The 22,967-nt window shown below is 39.7% G+C and carries 13 protein-coding genes; 6 read left to right on the top strand and 7 right to left on the bottom strand.

Annotated features, from left to right (window positions below):
- Positions 1–81: 81 nt before the first annotated feature.
- The 4 genes from HWQ43_RS26300 to HWQ43_RS26315 all read right to left on the bottom strand — a co-directional run bounded on the left by HWQ43_RS26300 (position 82) and on the right by HWQ43_RS26315 (position 10,266).
- On the bottom strand, positions 82–1,635 hold the full coding sequence (locus HWQ43_RS26300; protein ID WP_292739142.1) for an NAD(P)/FAD-dependent oxidoreductase: 1,554 nt from the start codon (positions 1,633–1,635) through the stop codon (positions 82–84).
- 16 nt (positions 1,636–1,651) lie between these two features.
- Complete coding sequence (locus HWQ43_RS26305) at positions 1,652–3,289, bottom strand: tryptophan halogenase family protein (RefSeq protein WP_292739143.1); 1,638 nt, start codon at positions 3,287–3,289, stop codon at positions 1,652–1,654.
- A gap of 71 nt (positions 3,290–3,360) precedes the next feature.
- Positions 3,361–4,074 (bottom strand): hypothetical protein, encoded by a 714-nt coding sequence (locus HWQ43_RS26310; RefSeq protein ID WP_292739145.1) that lies wholly within the window; start codon positions 4,072–4,074, stop codon positions 3,361–3,363.
- 522 nt (positions 4,075–4,596) lie between these two features.
- The gene (locus HWQ43_RS26315) at positions 4,597–10,266 is read right to left on the bottom strand and encodes an alpha-2-macroglobulin (RefSeq protein WP_292739147.1); all 5,670 of its coding nucleotides are present in this window, start codon (positions 10,264–10,266) and stop codon (positions 4,597–4,599) included.
- A 496-nt stretch (positions 10,267–10,762) separates the two neighbouring features.
- Between HWQ43_RS26315 and pbpC the strand changes: the two genes are divergently transcribed.
- Positions 10,763–13,150 (top strand): penicillin-binding protein 1C, encoded by a 2,388-nt coding sequence (gene pbpC, locus HWQ43_RS26320; RefSeq protein WP_292739149.1) that lies wholly within the window; start codon positions 10,763–10,765, stop codon positions 13,148–13,150.
- Between the two features lie 71 nt (positions 13,151–13,221).
- Here the strand turns inward: pbpC and HWQ43_RS26325 are convergent, their stop codons facing one another.
- The 3 genes from HWQ43_RS26325 to HWQ43_RS26335 form a co-directional block, all read right to left on the bottom strand.
- A complete protein-coding gene (locus HWQ43_RS26325; protein ID WP_292739151.1) occupies positions 13,222–14,826 on the bottom strand; it encodes an ATP-binding protein in 1,605 nt (534 codons plus the stop codon).
- A 34-nt stretch (positions 14,827–14,860) separates the two neighbouring features.
- Complete coding sequence (locus HWQ43_RS26330) at positions 14,861–15,382, bottom strand: hypothetical protein (protein ID WP_292739152.1); 522 nt, start codon at positions 15,380–15,382, stop codon at positions 14,861–14,863.
- A 665-nt stretch (positions 15,383–16,047) separates the two neighbouring features.
- Complete coding sequence (locus HWQ43_RS26335) at positions 16,048–16,977, bottom strand: NmrA family NAD(P)-binding protein (RefSeq protein WP_292739153.1); 930 nt, start codon at positions 16,975–16,977, stop codon at positions 16,048–16,050.
- Positions 16,978–17,207: 230 nt separating this feature from the next.
- Here HWQ43_RS26335 and HWQ43_RS26340 point away from each other — a divergent pair, with 230 nt between their 5' ends.
- The 5 genes from HWQ43_RS26340 to hisS all read left to right on the top strand — a co-directional run bounded on the left by HWQ43_RS26340 (position 17,208) and on the right by hisS (position 22,772).
- Positions 17,208–17,981, top strand: coding sequence for a red chlorophyll catabolite reductase (locus tag HWQ43_RS26340; protein ID WP_292739154.1), 774 nt, complete (start codon positions 17,208–17,210; stop codon positions 17,979–17,981).
- Between the two features lie 32 nt (positions 17,982–18,013).
- Positions 18,014–19,048: a nitrilase-related carbon-nitrogen hydrolase gene (locus HWQ43_RS26345; protein WP_292739155.1), complete on the top strand. Its 1,035-nt coding sequence runs from the start codon at positions 18,014–18,016 to the stop codon at positions 19,046–19,048.
- Between the two features lie 76 nt (positions 19,049–19,124).
- On the top strand, positions 19,125–20,543 hold the full coding sequence (locus tag HWQ43_RS26350; protein WP_292739156.1) for an aldehyde dehydrogenase family protein: 1,419 nt from the start codon (positions 19,125–19,127) through the stop codon (positions 20,541–20,543).
- A 269-nt stretch (positions 20,544–20,812) separates the two neighbouring features.
- Positions 20,813–21,259: a DUF3598 family protein gene (locus tag HWQ43_RS26355; protein ID WP_292739157.1), complete on the top strand. Its 447-nt coding sequence runs from the start codon at positions 20,813–20,815 to the stop codon at positions 21,257–21,259.
- A 124-nt stretch (positions 21,260–21,383) separates the two neighbouring features.
- Positions 21,384–22,772: a histidine--tRNA ligase gene (gene hisS, locus HWQ43_RS26360; RefSeq protein WP_292739160.1), complete on the top strand. Its 1,389-nt coding sequence runs from the start codon at positions 21,384–21,386 to the stop codon at positions 22,770–22,772.
- Positions 22,773–22,967 lie beyond the last annotated feature (195 nt).

Consider the following 22,967-nt stretch of genomic DNA (forward strand, 5'->3'; position numbering starts at 1 on the left):
TACGTGAGTCTCCAACGGAGACTCACGTAAATTTAGCATAGGATTTGTTTGAGAAATTCAGCGAACCGTATTAAGAAGATATCAACGAACTCTTGTCACCTCTACACTTGGTGCGATCGCAAAATCATTAAGAGATGGATGTTGTTTTTGTTTTACCTGTAATTCCTTACCCAGATGCTTGTAAGCAGATGGATCTATTGGCATCAGGAACTCCCCAACCAAGTTTCCTGGTTGACGGCGGCTACTCAAACCCATATCCTGAAGCAACTCATCAATGTAATGGAATGTAAAAGGAGTTACACATGCTCCACTGACAAAAGCATAAGGTCTATCTTTCTTCCTCCATTCCAACTCTGCTGTTACATCCTCTAACATCTGTTGCGGGGATGGTAAAAGTATATTTCCTTTGACATACTCTGATAACCACCTAGCACCAATCTCTGCTGATAACTGGGCACAGAAAGTATAGTTATAACCAACAAAACCCATCTGTGGAACATGAGGGTGAATAAGATGGCGGTAAAGATGGATAGTGCCTTCCTCATCAAATACGTGTCTGCGGTACTTCTCTTCTAAAAAGGGGATATCCTGAAGAAAACCTGTGCCAAAGACAACAACATCTGCCTGTATTTGCTCGCCGTTATCCAATTCGACGCCACTAGGAAAAAACTTGTTGATCTTTGTCTTCACAGCACGAATTTTACCCGCGCGTACATGCTCAAAAAAGCCTTTAGGCACTAAGCCGATACTACAACCAATTAATTTGTTCATCGGTTGTTTGGGCACCATTCCACAAGCATCAAGGGGAAACTGTAAGCGCAGTATAGTCTCATTTAGGCGCCAGAATGCCCACACCAGTGGCTTCCCAAAACTATGCAGCCACTTTTCCCATCCTTGAAGTTTATGATAGGGCATCCAAGTTTCTGCAAACCGAGTCAGGAAAATATACTTGATGTTCAACAGACCGAGAAAGAAGTTGGGAACTTTCCACAGTGCTTGACGGAACACAAGGGTACATTCTTTGGCCTTGCTAGCTGCAAGATTCGCCAGATCGGTGGCTGACTTGCCAAAACCGACAACAACCACTCGCTTGCCCTCAATGACAGAGCCGTCATTAAAGTTGTTAGTATGTATTACCTGACCTCCGGCGGCAATGAACTCTTCCATCCCCGGCAAGTTAGGAATGTAGGGAATATCATAAGTGCCATTGCACACAATTACAAAGTCGAACTCGTAATTTTGTTTTCTGATCTCTTTACCATCTTCTTGAAAGTTAACACTAACCATCCATCCAGGAGTATTTTCTGATTTGTGCTCCACTTTAGTTACTTTCGCACCGAACTGAATTTTTTCTACTACACCAAAGTGTCGGGCATAGGATTCAAGGTAAGCGCATATTTGCTCTCCTGAAGGCCATTCTGGATAGGACCCAGGCATAGGATAGTCTGAGAAAGCATAGGTGTCTCTGGGATTTTGGATTGACAGTCCTGGGTAAGTTCTCGATCTTTCCCACACACCACCAAGTCCCTGCCGTTTCTCGAACAATGTAACTTCGTAACCTTCCTCAAGAAACGTCTTTGCTGAGACTAATCCGCTGACTCCAGCCCCAATCACGCATACTTGTTTCACCGTCATCTTGGGTTCTCCTAAATTATGAAACTAGTGTAGGAATCTGATATGCCCGATCGCTAACGCTCAGATACTCCGACTGTTCTTGTGACTTAATTACATGAGTTAAGTATTCATATTGAGATGGCAAGGTTGAAGTTAGGTAGTTGGCTCTTTCCCTAATTTCCACAAATGCAGCCTCAGCATTGTGATTTCCGATATGTTCAAAAATCGGAAGACTGCTTTCGGGTATGTAATTTAGCCCCAGCAACATTACCGAATAAGAGTAAGACTCGAAGCCGTGGTATTTCAGGTTGATAGTCTTATTGCTTGGCAGTCTCTTTTTCCATAATCTTAATTTTTCCTGTAGTTCTTCTGGAACTTTGATATTGTTCTTGGTTGCTTTCCAGAACTCTGTGTCGGTGCGATCGCTAGCATAGTAATGAAGTGTCAGAAATTCTCGCACACCATCTATGCAGTCAGCAATAACTTTGTTATAGCTGTGAATTAGCTCTTGATTGAAAGATTTGCTGGGAAAGTGGCTAACTAACTCTTCAATTCCATGTTGAATGAAGAAGATGCCAGTAGATTCTAGTGGTTCCACAAATCCACTGGAAAGCCCAATTGCTACACAGTTTTTCACCCATGAGTTTCTGTTACGTCCAATCCGCATCTTGATATGAGAGACCTGACGATTATCAGCAGCGGCTCCCAAATGCTGACGAAATTCCTGTTCTGCGTCCTCAGCAGAAATGAATGCACTCGAATAAACATACCCTGTACCATCTCTGCCATACAAAGGTATATTCCAGACCCAACCAGACGAAAGCGCAGTCGCTGTAGTGTAAGGTTTGATGCCATCTTTTTTTATATCAGTTGGTATCTGCATTGCGATCGCGCGATCGCACAACAGTGAATCTGAATAAGAAATGAATGGCTCACCAAGCGCTTTGTTAATCAAAAGACCACGGAAACCAGTACAGTCAATGAAAAGGTCGCCACTGAGAATGCCATACTCTTTGGTTATGAGACTATCTATGCTCCCATCCTCAGTTAACTTAATATCCACCACATCATCAACAATTTGCTTCACTCCCCTTTCCATTGCATAATCTTTCATGAATCTTGCGAGTAGATTCGCATCAAAATGATAGGCATAGGGGTACTGAATGTTTAACTTATCCAGTATATTTTTCTTGACGATATCCTCTTGAGAAAATTCATTTTGAACTTTGCGATCGAAGACTTTACCATCTAAATATCTCGGAGATAGTTGATGGTCGCACAGCCAGGGAGTTAGAAAGCAGGCATAATCAAATGCTTCTTGGTCTTTCTTCATTTTCAGCCACCATTCAGAGATATCAAAGCCGTCAATTACCTCATATCTCTGGAAAGGATGGTAGAAGTGTTGGCCCTTCGCATTCCAGTTGACAAATTTAATTGCCATTTTATATGTAGCATTACACTTTGGCATCCATTCATGTTCTTGTAGCCCAAGAAAATCAAAGAATACTTTGATGGTACTAAAAGTTGCTTCTCCAACTCCAATTTTGGTGATGTTAGATGATTCCACTAGAGTAATATTAATATTTTTATCTAGTGCTTTGCTCAAATAAGCTGCTGTCATCCAACCTGCGGTTCCACCACCAACAATTACAATATTTTGTAGATTTTGCGACATAGTTAAAGTTCCTCTTTGAGTCTAAAATTAAGTAGGCAGGGAGGTCAAGTTAAAAAAGCTTTCTCAAGAATTTATGCAGCTTTCAATTCTTGCTCAATTTGATGTGTTTTAGCATATACCAAAAGCTCATTTGTAAATTGCGTGAAAGCTGTAAATAAGTTCTCAACTAATTCAAAAGCTTCTTGCCGACTTTCTTCTGATAGTTGAATATCTTGTAAAAGTTGCTCTATTCCAGATAGACTTGTCATGTGACCAGTTTCAACATTCAGATGGAAATCTGCAAAGTATCGGCATGGTTTTTGGGTAATTACTTTAATTTCTTTGCCAATCTCTGATGCCGTTGAAAACATGATGTTACCCGTTGATTCAGTAACTTCAATAACTATGATTTTCTGAATAGGAGTAGCTTGTGAAGTATATCGATAGAGTTGATAATTTAAACAGCGAGCATTCTTAGTTTCTTCACTCCAAAGAAATTTTAATGCTTCACTAAAATTCACTGATTTGTCAAATCCTAGGTTCTTCAAATCTTCCAGAAACCACAGCCAATGATGGTCATCTTCATAAGTATGCTTGTTAATTAATGTCTGAATTGGATCGTTTGTTGGTTCTACCCGCAAAAAATACTTATTCAGTTCTCCAAAATTCATAATAAAATGAGCAGCACATGGTGCCCAAGCTAACCTTTGTCTGGGATTTATACTTTGATCTTGCATAAATTTAAACAATGGCACTTGAGCAAATTCTTGTTTTTTTTGTTCAATCAGTGCTAGTACTTGTTGCATTTTGAATTGTGCTGATTTTCACGAATTTCAATGTTTAATATTCAAGCAGAAGTAACTTTCCGACTTTGTTGTGGGAAGTATAATCTGCTCAAGCTTTGGTTGTTCAATTACCAAAGTTTTTTTGATAGTCATTAGCTCAAAACCCACTATTTGAATAGCAAATAATGTCTAATTTGTGATGTTGCAGGTTTAGTTAAGAGTGTGTAGATAATTGGTCTTTGAAGACACGAGAAATCTCGCCTCTACATCAGGGTTTTAGGTGTATTGTGTTATATCGTATTGAGGCTAACGCTAAATTGTAACCAGCTAATTTACTGTTATTGTTTTTACTTTAACTTCAACATATCTATGTAATAAACGTAGACTTTACTTAAGTACGCTTGTTAAGAAAGGGTCTTATATGAGCCTTTCCTGCGCTCAAAAAAACCAAATCGGCTAGTTAAGCGTTCTACCCTAGCTAAAATTTGAGTATATACTTGGAAAGATTTTTAGATTTGTTGTATCTAAATATGGTATCAATAATTACTTCCCATCCTCAAGTATTAATATAGATTCAGCAGTGCGCCCAAATTCTTCTGGTGCATATTGCAAGTGAACTTGGGCACCAGGCCAAGAAAATGTACCAGGAGTAACAGAACGGACTAAGTAATGCAGGCTATAAACACCTGGTTCTAGGTGGTCGGCATAGGCGATAATGCGATCGCGGTACACATTCTTAAACCCAAGTTCCCAGCTATCGGCTTTTGCTTGTAATGCAGCTGTAGCAGTTTGAAAACTTGCATCTACCGCCTCAAATCCTGATGGTAGCGGATCTTTAATCACCAAATGATCCACCGGATGATCGGCGATGATTTCTAAACCAATATCAAAAACCTGTCCAGAGGCTAAAGTCAAGGGTTTATCGAAAGCATAAAGACCTGTTTTTTGCAAAACTTTCTCTTTATTTACTTGACTAATTTCTCGTATTATGCGTAACCCATTAAACCTGCCTGCTTGATTACCTTGCAAGCGATAATTATAAGCAACCAAATAGTGCAAAGTGCCATTACCTGATTTTTGCAGGGTTAAATCATTACGCCCACGAGGTAATTTATTTATCGGCACATTTAGCTGTAAACTGGGATTTTTGTAGCCTTCAAAGCGATTTTCTCCTAACTTATTACCAGCTAAATCCACTGTGGCAATAAAATTAGGTGGTGTGGGTTGCAGTTGACTATAATCTACCAAAGCTGTTAAAGCTTGAGCATTATTATAGTTGGTTTGCCATGTACCATCCCGTCGCAATGCTAGCAGACTTTGAAATAACTTATCTATAACTTCGGGTTTACTTTGTTTGACAATAAATAATCGTAAAGCTTGCGCTTGCGTCGTGGTAGATGAACTCATCCATCCCCAACTGCTGGGTAAACTTACAACTGCTGTGCGACCAGTTTCATAGATATTCTGTTGCAGTTTGTTTACTAATTGTTGAGATTCATCTTGCCATTCTGGGAATTGAGATAAGTATCGCGCTAGTTTAATTTGAGTTGCTACATCAAAGTTATTGCGTTGTTCATAAATATCTGCGAGGAAAGTATTGCGTTTGTCTTCCAATTCTGCTAAAGAGATTAAAGCATTAAGTTGCAGTTGCCTTTTACAGAGTAGTTGTTTGCAAAACTCATATTCTCCAGGGTTCGCCAGAACTTTTTGTAAATAAGCTTTCAGGCGAGACAGCATTGCAGAATCAACTAAATTAGGGAACACCTGACTTGTTTTAGCCAAAGATTCAGCCGTATAGGAAGAAACCCAAGGGTCGGATTTTTCTTGTCCGGGAAAAGTAGCAAAACCACCGTCGGCTATTTGGAGTTTTTGTAATTTTTCAATTGCTTGACTTGCTTGTTGGCTAGGATTAAATTCTACAAAGTTCTGACCATATTTTTGGGCAAGAATTTGCAGATTTGCTGCAATTATTAACTGACTGGCTGCCGGTTCTGTGAATGGTAAATCATCATCTTCTAAAACTTGTTTTGCTGGTGCTTTAATTTCTGGAATCAAAGTACTCGCCAACTGAATATCTAAACCTCCCGCATCAGGGAAGGTATTTTTATCAACATTTAGGGGAATCTTCACCTGTTTTTCAGTGACACCAGATTCAACGACTTGTTCTGTAATTTCAATTGGCTTAATTTCCAAAGGTACTTCAAAAGCATCTGCGGCTGTACCATTTAGCTGAGTCGTAAAGCGAACTTTACCAGTTCCCACTCTATCCGCCACCATTGGAAAGCGATAAGCATGAGTTGCAGATTCAGCTTTGGTTTGCAAAGAAGTCGCTGTGGAGTTTTTGTCAGCAAACTTCACAGTACCGCTAAGTTCGCCATTAATTGAAAGATTTCCTGTATTCCCAGTGTTGTTAGTTACAGATAAACCAGCGAGGATGCGATCGCCTGGACGGGCAAATTGTGGCAAGATGGCATTAGTTAGCAGTGGCTTGGTGCTGATAAAGGTCGCCTCCCCATTCCCGAAACGCAGATTTCCATCGGTGGCCACAGCCATCACTCGCCATGTAGTTAAGTCATCTGGTAATTTAAAGGTTATCTGTGCATTCCCATTTGCATCGGTGACAACAGAACCGTTGTAGTAAGCTAAGGCTTGAAAATCGGTGCGAGTGCGAGTATTGGCTGCACCAGTTGAGAAACCACCGCCATAACCCCAACCTTTAGGTTTAGCTACATCTTGTGCTTGTAATATGACATCTGCGCGATTATCGTTAAAGCGGGTAGAAATTGGCTGTTCTGCATAAACTGTATCTACCAAATCTGGCGGACGATAACCAGAAAGTTGTAACACCGCCTCGTTTACCACCATGACTGTAAACTGTCCTTTGGTGGGGTTTCCTTGATTGTCCTTCAATTCTAGTTGTACTGTTTCTTCTGCACCAGGTTCTAATGATGCTTGCACTGGCTTAACTTGCAGTTTTAAATACTTCTCTTCTAAATTAACTTTAAAAGGTGCAAAACCAATCTTCACCAAGTTATCTAAACTTCCCGCTTCCACTTGATTGATGGGTTTACCTTGTCTTACTAAGACAGCTTCAATGGCTGCATTTGGCAACATTTCTGGTGTAACTTGAAACTGAATTTGTGGTGCGCCTCCCTGAACTTTGACAATTTGCTGATAAAGAGGTTTATCTTTAATCACAGCAAAGTATAATTCTGCATCTGGATAGGGAGATTGAATTAATACAGTAGCAGTTTCACCAGGTTTAAACTCTTTTTTATCTAATTTAACTTCTAAAACATCTTCTTCTTTAGAACCCCAAAATACCGGATTTTCTCCAGTTGCCCAAATTTGTAAATCTGTGGCACTTAACTCGCTTTTGGCATCGCTAAAATTAACTCTAATCCGATATGAAGCGGATTCCGGTGCCGTTAAACTTACTGATTGCGGATTACTTGCAGATGTAATTTCTGCTTGTCCCACTGTTTTATATTCAACTTGATTTTTGGGAGTTCGGCTACCTTCTACCAGCTGCGTGACGCTACTGTATTTAATCTGTTGTAATTCCAGGCGCACCCGTTGACCTGTGATTGGTTTTCCTGTAGGGTCAGTAACAATCACTTCAATAGGGAAAGGCTTACCAGCATCAGCGATAAAATTACTTTTTAACCCGATGAGGCGATTACTCGGTAAGGCTGTAAATGTTTTGGAATTCGCTACAGAAAGATTAGAAACATCTGCAACTTGCACATCCACCTGGTAAGTCATCGGATATGGTAAATCATTTGCCACATTCACAGTTTGACTACTTTTACCATTAGCATCTAGTTGGGCATTAGTTTGCAATACATCACTAGATATAGTAGGCGTTTCCTCTGGCCATAACCATTGCCTACCAAAAGTAAATTCCTCCCAACCTTTAGGCACAAAATCAGCCTGTTGGCGAGTGATAAAGTATTTTGCTTCTCCACCTTCTACAGGCGCACCAAACAAATAATTGCTTGTAGCATTAATATTAACTTTCTCATCAATGAGAGCAAATTCTTTATCTAAGTTGAGGTCGACTTTAAAGTTGGGTGGCTTAAACTCAGCTACCCGAAATTCTCCAGAAATTTCTTGTCCATTTTTACCTTTCGCCTGGATTGTATAGTAGCCTAAGCGCTGAGTAGTTTTGATTGGCAGTTCCAGAGAAAAACTGCCAAATTCATTTGTAGTTTGCGTACCTAAGCTGATTTTTTGCCCATCGGGATTTACCAAAGTTAATTGGTAAGCAGCATTTTTATCTTGCTGAATCGCACCATTTTGTAAATAGTCTGCAAAACCAGTCAACCAAGCTTTTTCACCTGGTTGATACAACTGTCTATCCGAGAAAATTACCCCGCGTGATTCTGGCTTACTATCTTGCCAACCCGCATCAATACCGTAGCCATAAACACCGCTATATTCTTCAGTTCTAGCGAATGCCCAATCTTGATTTTCACGCGCAATTACTAATAACTGTGGTGATTTACTAGAGCTTTCATTCCCAGAATAACATTGCTGTAATCCTTCACGAGCAATTCTAAAAATTCCATTTTCATCAGTTTTACCTATTGCACAAGGTAAAGGTTTGGGGCGAGATTTTGCTTGTAATTTTGATTGATAAATTTCAACAGCAGCCGCTTTCGCTGGCGAACCATCTGTAAGATGATTGACGCGAATTAAGCCTGACTCAGGAAACCACTGAGTAAATACGCCCAAATTTGTCAATTCAACTAAGCCATAAGTCGTAGGTTCGCGCCACAGTTCCTTACCATTATCCTGATATTTATTAGTGCGGGCTTGAACTCCATAAGCTAACATTCCCGTAGTCGAGTTTATTTTTTCTCGCAAAGGAACAGCAATATCAACTGATTGATTTTTATTACCCGATACCTTGAAGCTTTGCCAATCAGCAGGTTGTGGTAATAAATCACTACTATTATTAAAATAAACTAAATCTGTTGGTTGAACTACTCGATAAGCGGCTTTATATTTAGATTCTGGCAGATTTCCGGTACTAATATTTAGCTGTAAATCTTTGCTTGTGGGGAAAATATTCAAATCTGATGGTACCCAGATATCGCCAGCTAAATCTCCAGTATCATATTTAAGTGTGACGGGTTTACCCAAAGTTTGCCCAAACTTATCTTTGAGATTTTCACCGATAGTAATTGTATAAGTCTTGGCAGGTTCTAGCGCATAAGGATTTATGCCGACAATTTTATCTTCATCATTAACTTGTAGAATTCTCGAAATCTCTTTTGGTGCTGGATTAATAGTAATATTTTCTTTAGCTGAATCTGGCAATAAGACATTATTAAATTCTAGCTGTGGACTACCTTTAACAAATCTTCCAAAAGTTCCCCCTGAATCTGGCTGTCCATAAAAGTTAATTTTCTGAAATGCCAAAGGCGAATAAGTTGCTAACTTAGTGGCAAATTCTTTCGCTGTAGGTAGATTGCCATAAGCAGGACGGATTCCGGGAGAAAATACCAGGCGATAACTGGTTGCTTTTTTCAGATTTTGCTGTGGGATAAGATTATAAATCCAATTGCGTGCTGAAGGGTCAAACTTTTCTAAAGGGTCTTCTTCATTTTTTAATGCTTTTTCTTCTTTGTTTAATTCAAGTTTAAAACTTATACCTTTATTTTTACCTTCGGGACTTAATTGTAAATGTTCTTGTACAGAAGCTAAATCCAATTCAACATTGGAAGTAAACTGTAACTTCTGTTGTAAATCAATTGGCTCGATATCAGCCTTTTCAATAGGATTAACACCGGGTAAATTAGTCAGATTGATAGATTCGGTATTGAAAGTCCAAGGTAAATCTTTGTCTAGGCGATGATTTTTTAAATCAGCTAAACCTGCTTTAAGAGTGACTTGAAATCGTGTCGCTATTGGCAAGGCTTTATCAGCTTGAAATCCCACCATACGCGGTGTTAAAAAGCGAAATTGACCGGGTAAAGGCGGCCAAAGGGCAAATTTTTGTAATATTTTTTGCTGTTCTGGACTATCAAGACTTTCAACTGGGATTAAAGCTTCTTTAAAACGGATGCGGATTTGATTGAGAGCTTTTGCATCTCCAATGGGACTAATTTGTTCAATCCAGTCTGGTAATTTTGGTGGTGTGATTGACGAAACTGCTGGAAGTTGTTCTTTACTTGAATTGATACCAAAAAAATTACACCCTGCCATCCCCAGTATAAATGTAAAGATAAGAAAAAACTGTATTGTTCTCTTCCGGCTTGAAGAACGTCTAATTTTTTTTAACGAACCGCTAAGAACGCGAAGAAGGCGATAGGTTATTTTATGCTGGAAACGCAGTAAAACTCTGATAATCATTTTTCTAGTAATTAAAAATAAAAAATTTACAAATTATCGCAAATAAAAACTTGCATTCCCTTATGGAGTCGGAAATGCCAAGGCTAATAAAGGACGCAAGATAATTAGTTATTTTTACACAAGTTCTAGATGTAACGTATGTTTATTTACATAGATAACTAATCTAGTGTTATTGTTCCAAAAATAACTACAATTCTTAACCATAAAGAAGCATTTAAATTTCGCAAACATTAATTTACATCTGTTGAGTTAGTAAAAATTAATTATTAAGGATTTGAAATATTTACTGATGTAGATGTAATCGCTGCGTCAAGATTAAGGTAGGTTTTCTTGGACAGGGGATTCCCTGATGAAACTAATTTTACGATCGCTACTCAAACTTAAGCGCACTAGTCAGGTTATCCTAGCTGTGCTGGTAATCTGTCTCGTGGTACGCCTACTCCCTTATTTTGCGCCCATTCGTGCCGCAGATATTGCCCAAAATCAATTGGCAATGCAATTTAGCGATCGCAATGGTTTACCATTAGGAACATTGCTCACCCGCGACCAAGAGCATACATCGGTAGTACCCCTAAATCAGGTTTCGCCCCAGTTTATCCATGCTATTTTAGCCGCCGAAGATGGCAGCTTTTATCATCATGGGGCGTTGGATATGAAAGCTGTTATCCGCGCCAGCAAAGAAGCCATCCACGCCAAACGAATTTTTTCCGGTGCTTCCACAATTACTATGCAGTTGGCGCGGATGTTAGATCCAGTGCCGCGCAGCTTCTCTGGTAAACTGAGTGAAATTTGGCTATCTTGGCGGTTAGCAGCAGGGATGAATAAAGATGAAATTCTCTCTGCATATATCAATCGGCTGCCAATGGGCGGGAATATATATGGTGTGGAAGCAGCCGCGCAGATTTATTTTTCCATCCCAGCTAGTGAGTTGAATCTTGCTCAAGCTAGTTTGTTGGCTGCTATTCCTAATAATCCCACATACTTTAACCCTTATGAACATTGGGAACGGCTGAAGCAACGGCAAAAATACGTCCTTAATCGGATGGTAGAGGAAAAGTACATCAGTGGTGCGATAGCTGCGCCAACGTCTTCGACGAACGCCACCCGAACACACAGCGAAAAAGTTGTGTTTCAATCTCGCCAACGGGGAATTATCGCCGCACCACACTTTTTATTTTGGTTAGCCAATCAAATCTCCCCAACACCCCTTGATAAAGGAGGCTTAATCCCCCCCTTTTTAAGGGGGGTTAGGGGGGATCAATCCGTGATTCGCACGACTATAAATCGCCCTTTGCAGCAGTTTGTCGAAGCACAGGTACAGCAGGTAATTTCTTCCCTCGCCGCTAACAATGTTCATGATGCAGCGGCGTTAGTGATTGATAACCACACTGGTGAAGTTTTGGCTTATGTCGGTTCGCCTGATTACTTTAATGAAGCCAAACTGGGACGCAATGATGGAGTGCAAGCGCTACGTCAACCAGGTTCTACGCTCAAGCCTTTTGTCTATGAATTAGCTTTAGAAAAAGGTTTAATTCGTCCAAATACCATTTTGGCAGATGTACCCGCCCGTTATGCAATTCCCGGTGCAAAACTTTATAGCCCTACAGATTATACTGAAAGGTTTCTTGGGCCAGTGCGGGTGCGAATCGCTTTAGCAAATTCCCTAAATGTCCCCGCCGTGCGCGTGTTAGAAAAAGTAGGTGTGGAACCTTTCTTAGAACGACTACATCAACTGGGGTTTGAACACCTCAATCAAACTCCAGAACATTATGGTTTGGGTTTAACTTTAGGTAGTGGTGAAGTCAGCCTCTGGGAATTAGCTCATGCCTACCTGACCATAGCACGACTTGGAGATGCTACACCTTTAGTAAGCACATTTTTCAATTCTCCAATCTCAAATCCAAGTTACGCTGGAAGCGTACCAAAGGTGCGACCTAAAATCCCAAATTCGACAACAATATGGCAATTAATCACCAACATACTCAGTGACAATCATGCTCGTGCAACAGCTTTTGGTGTAAACTCTGTATTAAATTTACCCTTTCCCTCTGCTGTTAAAACTGGCACTTCTTCCAATTTTCGTGATACTTGGACTGTTGGCTTCACCACAGATTACACTGTCGCTACTTGGGTAGGTAACTTCAACGGTGAACCGATGCGACAGGTTTCAGGTGTGACTGGGGCTGCACCCTTATGGAATCGAATTATGTTACATCTGCACGAACATCAGGAACCAGCAGGTTTTCCATCTCCAGAAGGTTTAGTGCAATTACCTGTTTGTGCAATTTCAGGGTTACGACCAACACCAGATTGTACCTCAGTAGTACAGGAATATTTCTATCCAGAAGATAAAAATAATTACGAAGGTGAAAATCAATTTAATTTGCCATCAGAGTATGATGAATGGTTGGCAAAACAACAGCAATCAAATTTTATTTCTACCAGTTTGAGAATTTTATCTCCGCATCATGACGATTTATTTTTACTCTATCCAGGTGAAGAAGGTAAGCAAAAACTCGAATTTAAGTTAGCAGGAAATAAATCTGCACCAGTTGAATGGTGGTTAAATGGGGAAAAGTTAGATACCAACTCAGCTAATTCTTTATTTTGGAATTTGCGTCCTGGAAAATGGACTTTGGAAGCGAGAAGTGGAGAAATGAGCGATAAGGTAAGTTTTCAGGTGGAGTTAGCCAATATTAAACCCACACGTCGAGGATTTTCTATTAGTAATTTTTAGGAAGATAGCGTAGACACCCAAATTTGTCGGCATCATTTGGATATGCTATATAGCTTTGTTAATATATTTGCTTACTGTACTTGCTTGATAGGAATCTCAATCACAAACTCTGTACCCTTACCAGGTGAAGAAATACACTTGATTTTTCCGTTATGCTTATCTACTATGATTTGGTAACTAATAGATAATCCTAAGCCAGTACCTTTACCTACAGGTTTAGTAGTAAAGAAGGGGTCAAACAATCTAGTCTTGACTTCCTCAGTCATTCCTGGCCCATTATCTTTAATACTAATAATCACGCACTCTTTATTCTTAACTTGAGTATGGATAATAATAGAGCTAAGGTCTTTTTTAACCTTTCCTTTTAAACACTCTGTTTCCCATTCATATAAAGCATCAATAGCGTTAGTTAAGATATTCATAAACACCTGATTTAGCCCTCCTGCATAACATTCAACAAGAGGCAAATCACCATAATCTTTAATTATTGCAATTTCCTGCTGTTTATGCTTTTCCTTCAGACGATACTGTAAAATTAATAACGAGCTATCAATCCCTTCATGAATATCAACAGGTTTCATTTCTGCTTCATCAAGACGCGAGAAGTTCCGCAAAGTTAGCACAATCTCGCGGATGCGCTCAGTACCAACTGCCATTGAGGATAAAACTTTCGGCATATCATCAATAATAAACTCTAAATCTATCTTATTAATCAAACTAGTTATTTCTGGATTGTGATTAAAATTTTCTTGCTGATATAGGTTAATTAAAGTTAGTAAGTGCTGACTATATTCTTTAATATGTATCACGTTCCCATAAATGAAATTAACTGGATTATTTATTTCATGAGCAACACCAGCAACTAGCTGACCTAATGAAGACATTTTTTCAGTTTGAATAAGTTGTACTTGAGCGTTTTGCAAGTCTTGCAGTGTATGTTGTAATTCAAGATTTTTGTGCTTTAATTTTGCCGTTCTCTCTGTAACTTGCATTTCCAACCTATAATTCGTTTCTTCTAAAGCGGCTTGAGCAATTTTTTTAGCTTTTAAATATTGCTGTAATAAACGCAATACTAAAAGCCATGCCGGAATCAGCATTAATAAACTTATAATAGATTCTAAAATTGCCCAAAATATTCGTTTGTAATAATCATTAATTTTCTGCTGTAACTGAAGTGAGATATTACACTTTCTTTTCGCAACACCATCAGCATAAATTTGTTTTTGATTTTCATACTCGTGGTTAAAAAGTAGTAATTGCGCTGTCTCTTTCTGATTTTTTTTAACTAATTCAAAAGATTGATATTCCATTGCAACTAATTGCTGATTAGCAGCATCAATTTTTTTAGCGTCCTCATTTTCATATACTTTAGGAGCCAGTTTAATAGATTCTTTAATAGCAATATCCAGCTTAGGTTCAAATTGGCGATATCGTTCTTCCCAAATCAACTTTCCTGTAGCAGCATTCATGCGTGCTGACATTGTTAATACTTCATCAAGATAAGTAATTTCATCACTCAGCCATTGGAGTTTAAATTCATATTTAGTAATACTATTAAAATTCTCATATACTTGCCAGTTGAGCAAAATTTGAGGAATAAACAAGAGTAACGTCAGCAGTACTGTTAAAGTTACTATTTGAGAGGGAACTAATCTCAGTTTGTTAGGCAATTGCATTTTTATATATAGTATTTTTTAGATATATGTTAATTTATATATTAATAAAATTTAATTCATGTGTGAGTATAAATTTTATTTCATCAGTATTGATATCGAAAATATTTCTTAAATATCCTATGTTTTGATATTGATAAAGTTCAAAATTAATCTCATTTATGTTTTTCATTTTGATTCTTCTGCCATAAATAAAGCCTAAGTAAAATTTTATTAAATCTAATGTTGAAAATTTATAAGGATATGGATATATAAATTTAGTAAAAAGTTTATAGATGAATAAATGTAGCTTATTAGTTTTTAAGTCATTACCCATTGTAAATCCAATTACGAAAGCTTCATCTTCAGAAGAAAGACCTCTACCTAAAAGTATATGAATATAATCATGATGGCGCAGACTAATTTTTCCAGGTAACGCCAATAGACTATTAGGATTCTCTAGTAACCAAATTACAAAAGGAATTTTGGGTTGATGAAAATTAAATACTATTGAATATACTTCGTTTAAATTCATTTTAGCTATGTCTAGCTGAAAAGTTTCATCTAAATCAAAAGCCATATTTATACTTGTAACAAAAGAACTAACTTATTAGTATTTGTTTTTGTTCTGATTTGTCTATGTTTACTAAGAAAATTATTTTTATTTTTACAATTAATTATAGCAAGAACTATTTTGTATAAAGCTTCAGTATTATTACTTAAATTGAAGTAAGTATAAAGACATCTAATGAGGAATCATAGATTGCTCACAGAGCGTCTTGTACAGTTGCAAAAGAACTTCAAAACCCTGCAAATGTTTTCTTTCACTACCCTATGAAAAGCCAGTTTCGACGTCCATATCCTACTCGAAATGACAGTATGATATTTTCTTATGCCCGTGTACTTAAGGATGTTGCTGCAATAGCTTTATCATGGTTTAGTTAATGGGCTGTTTTCCACAGTTCTAAAGTCGCTGAATGCGTTGCTTGATATGGGCAACGAGCTAGACACTAGAAGGTGTCAAAATAAACATTAAAGTTTATAGAAAAGCCTGCCACAGCCAAACTCAATCTCTGTTTCATCAGACTCATCCTCAAAAGGCTAGCGAATGAATAGATGTCAAATGGATTCTATAGGACTCATATTTGATTTTTGAAAACATTCAATATAGCTCAAAGAGGCTTCTTTGCTGTTGCCTTTCTACGCAAATAACTTCAGAAATTAAATCAGATTGCTATAGTCCAATCACAGACTTTCGTAGGTGAGTTCTGCATTTGCCCAGTTGGTTTCTGTCAGAAATTCCCTAAACGTGGTCAGAAGTCCAGGAAACTCCTCTTCTCGTAAACGCTGGACATCGGCTTGATAACCTTGTTTGCGATACCACTGAATCAAATCGAACAGTTCCTTTTGCAGCAAGAGTAAGAAAATCCAGGCGGGTGTCTCTTTGTAGACAACTTTCATCTTTTGCGCTTGAGAAAATGCCTCTGTCATTTGAAGAGGAGTCAGCATATCGCCAGCTAGCTCAATTTCTTGACCGATATACTTGGTGGGATGTTTAATGACGTAGGCAGCAACGCGGCCCATGTCTTTCGTTGTAATTAGATGAAGGGGCTTGTTTGGCTGAATGGAAAATGGGAAACTACCTTTGAGGATGGAAGGTCGCGTGTACTTCTTCCAAAACTCCTCCATAAACAAGCAGGCTCGCAACATAGTAGTCGGTAAGCCAGCTTCTTTGAGAATTTTTTCTACCTGGTACTTTTGCTCTATGCGGGGGATTCCTGAATTCCTATCCGCTCCACCTGCGGAATTGTAGACAAAGTGCTTAATGTCAGCTTGCTTGGCAGCTTGTGCAACTCGCCTTGCCCTCTCCACTTCTAGCGGGTCAATTTTAGTAGAATCCGCAGAAGTAGCGTGGCAGTAAACAGCCGAAATCCCTGCAAAGGCTGCTATAAGGGAGGTTTCATCATCGAGGTTGGCTTTTACCAGTTCAACTCCGGCATCGTTGAGTTTTGCAAGAGTTGGACGATTAAGGTCAATTTCTCTAGTGATGACTCGCAGGTTGGTTACTCCCTGTTCGAGAAATCCCTTGACGACATTTCCACCTGTGCCGCCAGTAACTCCGATGAGTAAAATTTTATCGGTGTTTGACTCTGTGCGATCGGGGAAATTTGACATTCTCTCTTCTACCTGGAGTTCTTTTATTTAAATTAAGTTTATACAAAGACAGGAGAAGCAAACAATAATTGAAGAAAAATTCAGAATTCAGAATACATCCGTCTGAATCACGGTGCAAGATGTAAGTTAACCTCAGAACAACTCTGACAGAAGCTAGATACTTGTATTTTGTTTTGTTTTGACATTATGCTTTGTTTGTATTCGTTATCTCACAAGGGTACATACAAACAGTGCTTGAGCAGCAACCTAATGTAAACAGTACAACCTTATCTGAACAGTTATGGGGTTTGACAAACGAACTTCGTCAGAAAATAGACGCTCGTTTTGAATTACATCCAGATCCTTCTGTAGAAAATTTACAGCAATACAGCACTCTTGATGGCAATATGAAGGGTTCGCTGACTGCTTTTTCCGGGAAAGATATTGACTGGCTAGTACATTCGCGGCTAGGAAACTCTGAAAAATCAAACTTTAGCACCATGCGTCTCACGACTTGGTTGAAGTCGCATATTCAGGTTCCTCATTTGGCCTTTGAGTTTGGCACACTTCCAAATGGAAATATTTTATTTTATGTAGATTACATTGCCCGAACTGAGCTTTTAACCGATTTGGCATATCTCGATCGCTACTATGAGCCAGTTAACCCAACATTCTTAAAGTTACAGGAAGATTCGCGGCTCAAGGTATTTACCAGCAAAAGTACATATATCCGTCTATTTCAATCGCCTGTTAGCTTGTGCTACACAGGCGCACCAACTTTTGAAACCCTCGAACTAACTCGCGCACTTGCACACGAAACACTCGATCGCTGGCTTACTTGGGTAGATGCAGCTGAACCTGTGCCAGAAGATGCACGGGAAGCTCTAGCTGCTCGTGATTTAGCGCTCCGCCGCATCAGTGCGGAACGCGATCCAGGTAATAAATTTGCCGCGCAGATATTTGGCTCGGAATTGACAGATAAACTTGTGCGATCGCTCTGGGGTGGTGATCGCATTAGTCATTAGTTATTTGTGATTGGTCATTTGTCCTTAGTCCCATGCCCATTAATCCAGAATCATACCGCGCTTTAGCACTGCAAGTTACCTGTCATGCAGTCAACCAAACTAGCGATCGCCACGAAGCACGATCGCTCATGCAAAACTCCATCAACCGCCTAGCTCAACAAATTGCTGCCAGTCTCGCTTTCATTGGCTTTGATTGTCGTTTAATTGTACTGCCAGAATATTTCCTGACTGGTTTCCCAATGGGAGATACTCTATCAGGGTGGGCAGAAAAAGCCTGTATAGAAATGGCTGGTGCTGAGTATGAGGCGCTGGGTAAAATTGCCCAAAAGCATAAAATCTTTTTAGCAGGTAACGCCTACGAAGTTGACCCCAACTTTCCCGGATTGTACTTTCAAACCTGCTTTATTATTGACCCCTCTGGCTCAATCATCTTGCGGTATCGGCGGCTAAATTCCTTATTTGCTCCCACCCCCCATGATGTTTGGGATAAATATCTTGACTGCTATGGCTTAGAAGGAGTTTTCCCCGTTGCCAAAACGGAGATCGGTAATTTGGCTGCTTTAGCATCAGAAGAAATTTTGTATCCAGAAGTAGCGCGGTGCTTGGCGATGCGAGGAGCAGAGATTTTTGTCCATTCCACTTCGGAAGTATACAACAAAAACCTCACGCCCAAAGACGCGGCAAAAATCACTCGTGCCGTGGAAAATCTGGCTTATGTAGTTTCAGCTAATACCGCAGGCATCGCTAATATTGCCATCCCCATTGCTTCAGCTGATGGTGGCTCTAAAATCATTGACCATCGCGGAATCGTATTAGCAGAAACAGGTGCAGGCGAGAGCATGGCAGCATTTGCAGAGATTGATTTAGCAGCATTACGCCGCGATCGCCGCCGACCGGGGTTAAATAATTTACTTTCCCGCCAGCGATTTGAACTATACGCCGAAAGTTATCGCCAATCACACTTTTACCCCGCTAATACTATGCTGGAAGGAGAAGTAGACCGCAAACATTTCCTGCAAACACAGCAAGCCACCATTGAGCGTTTAACCCAATTGGGCATAATTTGAATTTGGAAATGGGGCATTAGGCATGGGGAAATAAGGAATAGATAACTTTTGACAAATGACTAATGACCAATGACAAATGACAAAAACAATAGAAGTCCGCAATCCCCGAACTGGCAAATTTGACTACGTAATTATCCCGCCGCCTCCAAGGCTGGTGGTACAGCAATGTAAGCGGACGCGCCGGGCACAAGTTCGCTGGCAGCAGTTGGGCTTAGAGGGAAGAATTGAAGCTTTACAGCAATGGAAACAGGCGATATTATCTGAACGCGATCGCCTCACAGAAGCTTTGGTAAATGATACAGGAAGATTGTCAACCTCGGTATTAGAAATAGACTCCTTCCTCTCCAGCATCGATCGCTGGTGTCGGCTAGCACCGGAATTGCTGCAAGAATCGGCAAAAAATACAGCCATTCCGTTTATTGCTTTACAACAAACATCCGTTCCTTATCCTCTAGTCGGGGTAATTAGCCCGTGGAATTTTCCGCTGTTACTGTCTACCATTGATACCATCCCGGCATTATTGGCGGGTTGTGCTGTCATTGTCAAACCCAGTGAAATCGCTCCCCGCTTCGTAGCACCACTCAAAACAGCACTCAACGCCGTTCCCGAATTGCGCGATGTTTTAACTTTTGTGGAAGGAGCAGGCGAAACTGGATCTGTTTTGATTGAAAATGTAGATTTAGTATGCTTTACAGGCAGTGTAGCCACGGGGAGAAAAGTTGCACAAGCGGCTGCAAAACAGTTTATTCCAGCTTTTTTGGAATTAGGAGGAAAAGATCCTGCGATCGTTTTAGAATCAGCCAACTTAGAATTAGCAACCTCAGCAATATTGTGGGGTTCTGTCGTCAACACCGGACAGTCATGCCTCTCAATTGAGCGAATTTACGTTGCAGACTCGATATTTGAAAAGTTTTACCATCAACTAGTAACCAAAGCACATCGCCTTCAACTAGCCTATCCCACAGTCGAAAGTGGAGAAATTGGCCCCATCATCGCCGAAAAACAAGCAGCAATTATTAGCGATCATCTCCTAGATGCAGTGGAAAAGGGAGCAGTCATTCACTGCGGTGGTGTCATTGAAGACTTAGGTGGCGGTTGGTGGTGTCGTCCCACAGTACTTACCCAGGTCAATCATTCCATGAAAGTGATGACCGAAGAGACTTTTGGCCCCATTATGCCAATAATGCCTTTTTCCACAGTTGAGGAAGCGGTGTCTTTAGCCAATGATTCAATTTATGGATTAAGTGCTGCTGTATTTGCCTTGGAAACAGAAGCCTTAGAAGTTGCCCACCAAATAGATGCAGGTGCTATTAGTATCAACGATGCTGGACTCACCGCCATCATGCACGAAGGAGAGAAAAACGCCTTTAAATTCTCTGGTTTGGGAGGTTCACGTATGGGTGCGGCGGCGCTGAAACGGTTCATGCGAAAAAAAGCTATTTTGATCAAAACTAACGCTACTAATGACCCTTGGTGGTTTAATAATGAAGTTTGAAGGAGTCAAGAGGCAGGAGACAGGGTTTCGACTACGCTCGACAAACAGAAGGTAATGCTTTTAAGAGCAGTGTAATGCATTGGCTCACAATGCAATTGTTTCGGCTCACAATGCGATTGTTTTGACTTACAATACCATTGTCTCAGCTCACAATACCATTGTCTCGACTTACAATGTTAATGCTAACATTCAACAGTTTTTGTAGAGTAAGCACTGCTTACCTGCTCAAACAGTTGTTTTTACCTAAGGTTGTTGAGAGGTGAATTACAATGTCAAATATTCGAGAAGGAATGCCCGTGCTTGCCCGTCATGAAGGAGATTGGGTAGGAACTTATACATTAATTGATACAACAGGAAAAATCATCGACAAGTATGAATCTCACTTAACTTGTCAATTTCCAGAAAATGGCCCTCATCCCTACTACCAAATCAATCGCTACAAATGGTCTGATGGGAAACGAGAAGAATATGAATTTCCAGGAATCTATAAAGATAATAAACTTTGGTTTGACACCGATCGCATAGACGGAAAAGCCTGGGAAGCCGATGATTCGATTGTTATTTTGTGGTTTAGTTATAAGACAAACCCAGAAATGAGCTTATATGAAATGATTTACATTAGTCCTGACAATAACAATCGTGCCCGCACTTGGCATTGGTTTAAAAACAATCAAATCTTTCAACGCACCCTAATTCAAGAAGAACGGGTAAGATAGTAATTTCTCCCCTCAAAGATAAATCTCATTATTCTCTAGTCCGCGCAGGCGGACTTTGTTTGTGTAGCCACGGCTTCCAGTCGTTAAGCTTTCATCTCCAATCTCAACTTAGTAAGGTACACGCATGGCCAAAGGTGACAAAATAAACTTTTCTACTCCTAGCGGATTTCCAGAATTCCTTCCTAGCGAAAAACGTTTAGAATTGCACTTGCTAGATATCATCCGTAGAGTTTTTGAAAGCTATGGATTTACGCCCATCGAAACACCTGCTGTAGAACGTTTAGAAGTGCTGCAAGCTAAAGGTAATCAAGGCGACAATATCATTTATGGAATTGACCCCATATTGCCACCAAATCGACAAGCCGAGAGAGATAGATCGGGCGAAACAGGTTCGGAAGCAAGAGCTTTAAAGTTCGATCAAACAGTTCCTTTAGCGGCGTATATTGCCCGTCACCTGAATGAATTAACTTTTCCCTTTGCCCGCTACCAAACAGATGTAGTTTTTCGGGGAGAGCGGGCGAAAGATGGGCGTTTTCGTCAGTTCCGCCAATGCGATATTGATGTAGTTGCGCGTCGTGAACTCAGCTTGCTCTATGATGCTCAAATGCCTGCAATTATCGCTGAGATATTTGAAGCAATTAATATTGGTGATTTTCTGATTCGCATCAACAACCGAAAAGTTCTTACTGGTTTCTTTAAATCATTAGGTATTGCCGAAAATCAAATTAAATCGTGTATTGGCATTGTTGATGCTCTAGAAAAAATTGGTGAGAGTAAAGTAAAACAAGATTTAGAAAAAGAAGGAATTTCAGCCGAGCAGTCGCAAAAAATTATTGAGTTTATTAAAATAGACAGTTCCGTTGATGACGTATTAGATAAGCTGAAGCATCTCGCTCAAAATCTGCCAGAAACCGAGCAATTGAGCTTAGGTATTACCGAATTAGAAACGGTAATTGCTGGGGTGCGTAATCTCGGAGTTGCCGAAAAGCGTTTCTGTATTGATTTATCCATTGCCCGTGGTCTTGATTACTATACCGGCACAGTTTACGAAACAACCTTATTAGGACATGAAGCTTTAGGTAGCATTTGTTCTGGCGGTAGATATGAAGAATTAGTTGGGGTGTTTTTGGGCGAAAAGATGCCTGGTGTCGGCATTTCTATCGGCTTAACTCGTTTAATTAGTCGCTTGTTAAAAGCTGGGATTCTTAGTACCTTAGCTCCTACACCAGCCCAAGTGATGGTAGTGAATATGCAAGAAGATTTAATGCCTACTTATTTAAAAGTTTCTCAAAATCTGCGTCAGGCGGGAATTAATGTGATAACTAACTTTGATAAGCGTCCCTTGGGTAAACAATTTCAATTAGCAGACAAACAAGGAATTCAATTTTGCGTAATTATTGGTTCTGAAGAAGCAGCAGCGCAAAAGTCATCGCTCAAAGATTTGAAAACAGGCGAACAAGTAGAAGTACTGCTAGAAAATTTGGCTGAAGAAGTTAGAAGAAGACTTACTTAAAAGTTGATTTATCAAGTAGCAACTATCGATTGAAATCTGCCTCATATATCATACTTATTTGGAAGTCTTTTATGAGTTTGTCGGATGTCCCTAATCTCTGGGTTCCTTTAGCACTTTTAGGTTTAATTGTTATAGCTGCTGTATTTTTCAGCCGCAGCAATTAATATTTACAGCAGATTTCAAGTTGTGAGGTAT

The organism is Nostoc sp. JL31, from assembly GCF_017114965.1.
Lineage (GTDB): Bacteria > Cyanobacteriota > Cyanobacteriia > Cyanobacteriales > Nostocaceae > Nostoc > Nostoc punctiforme_A.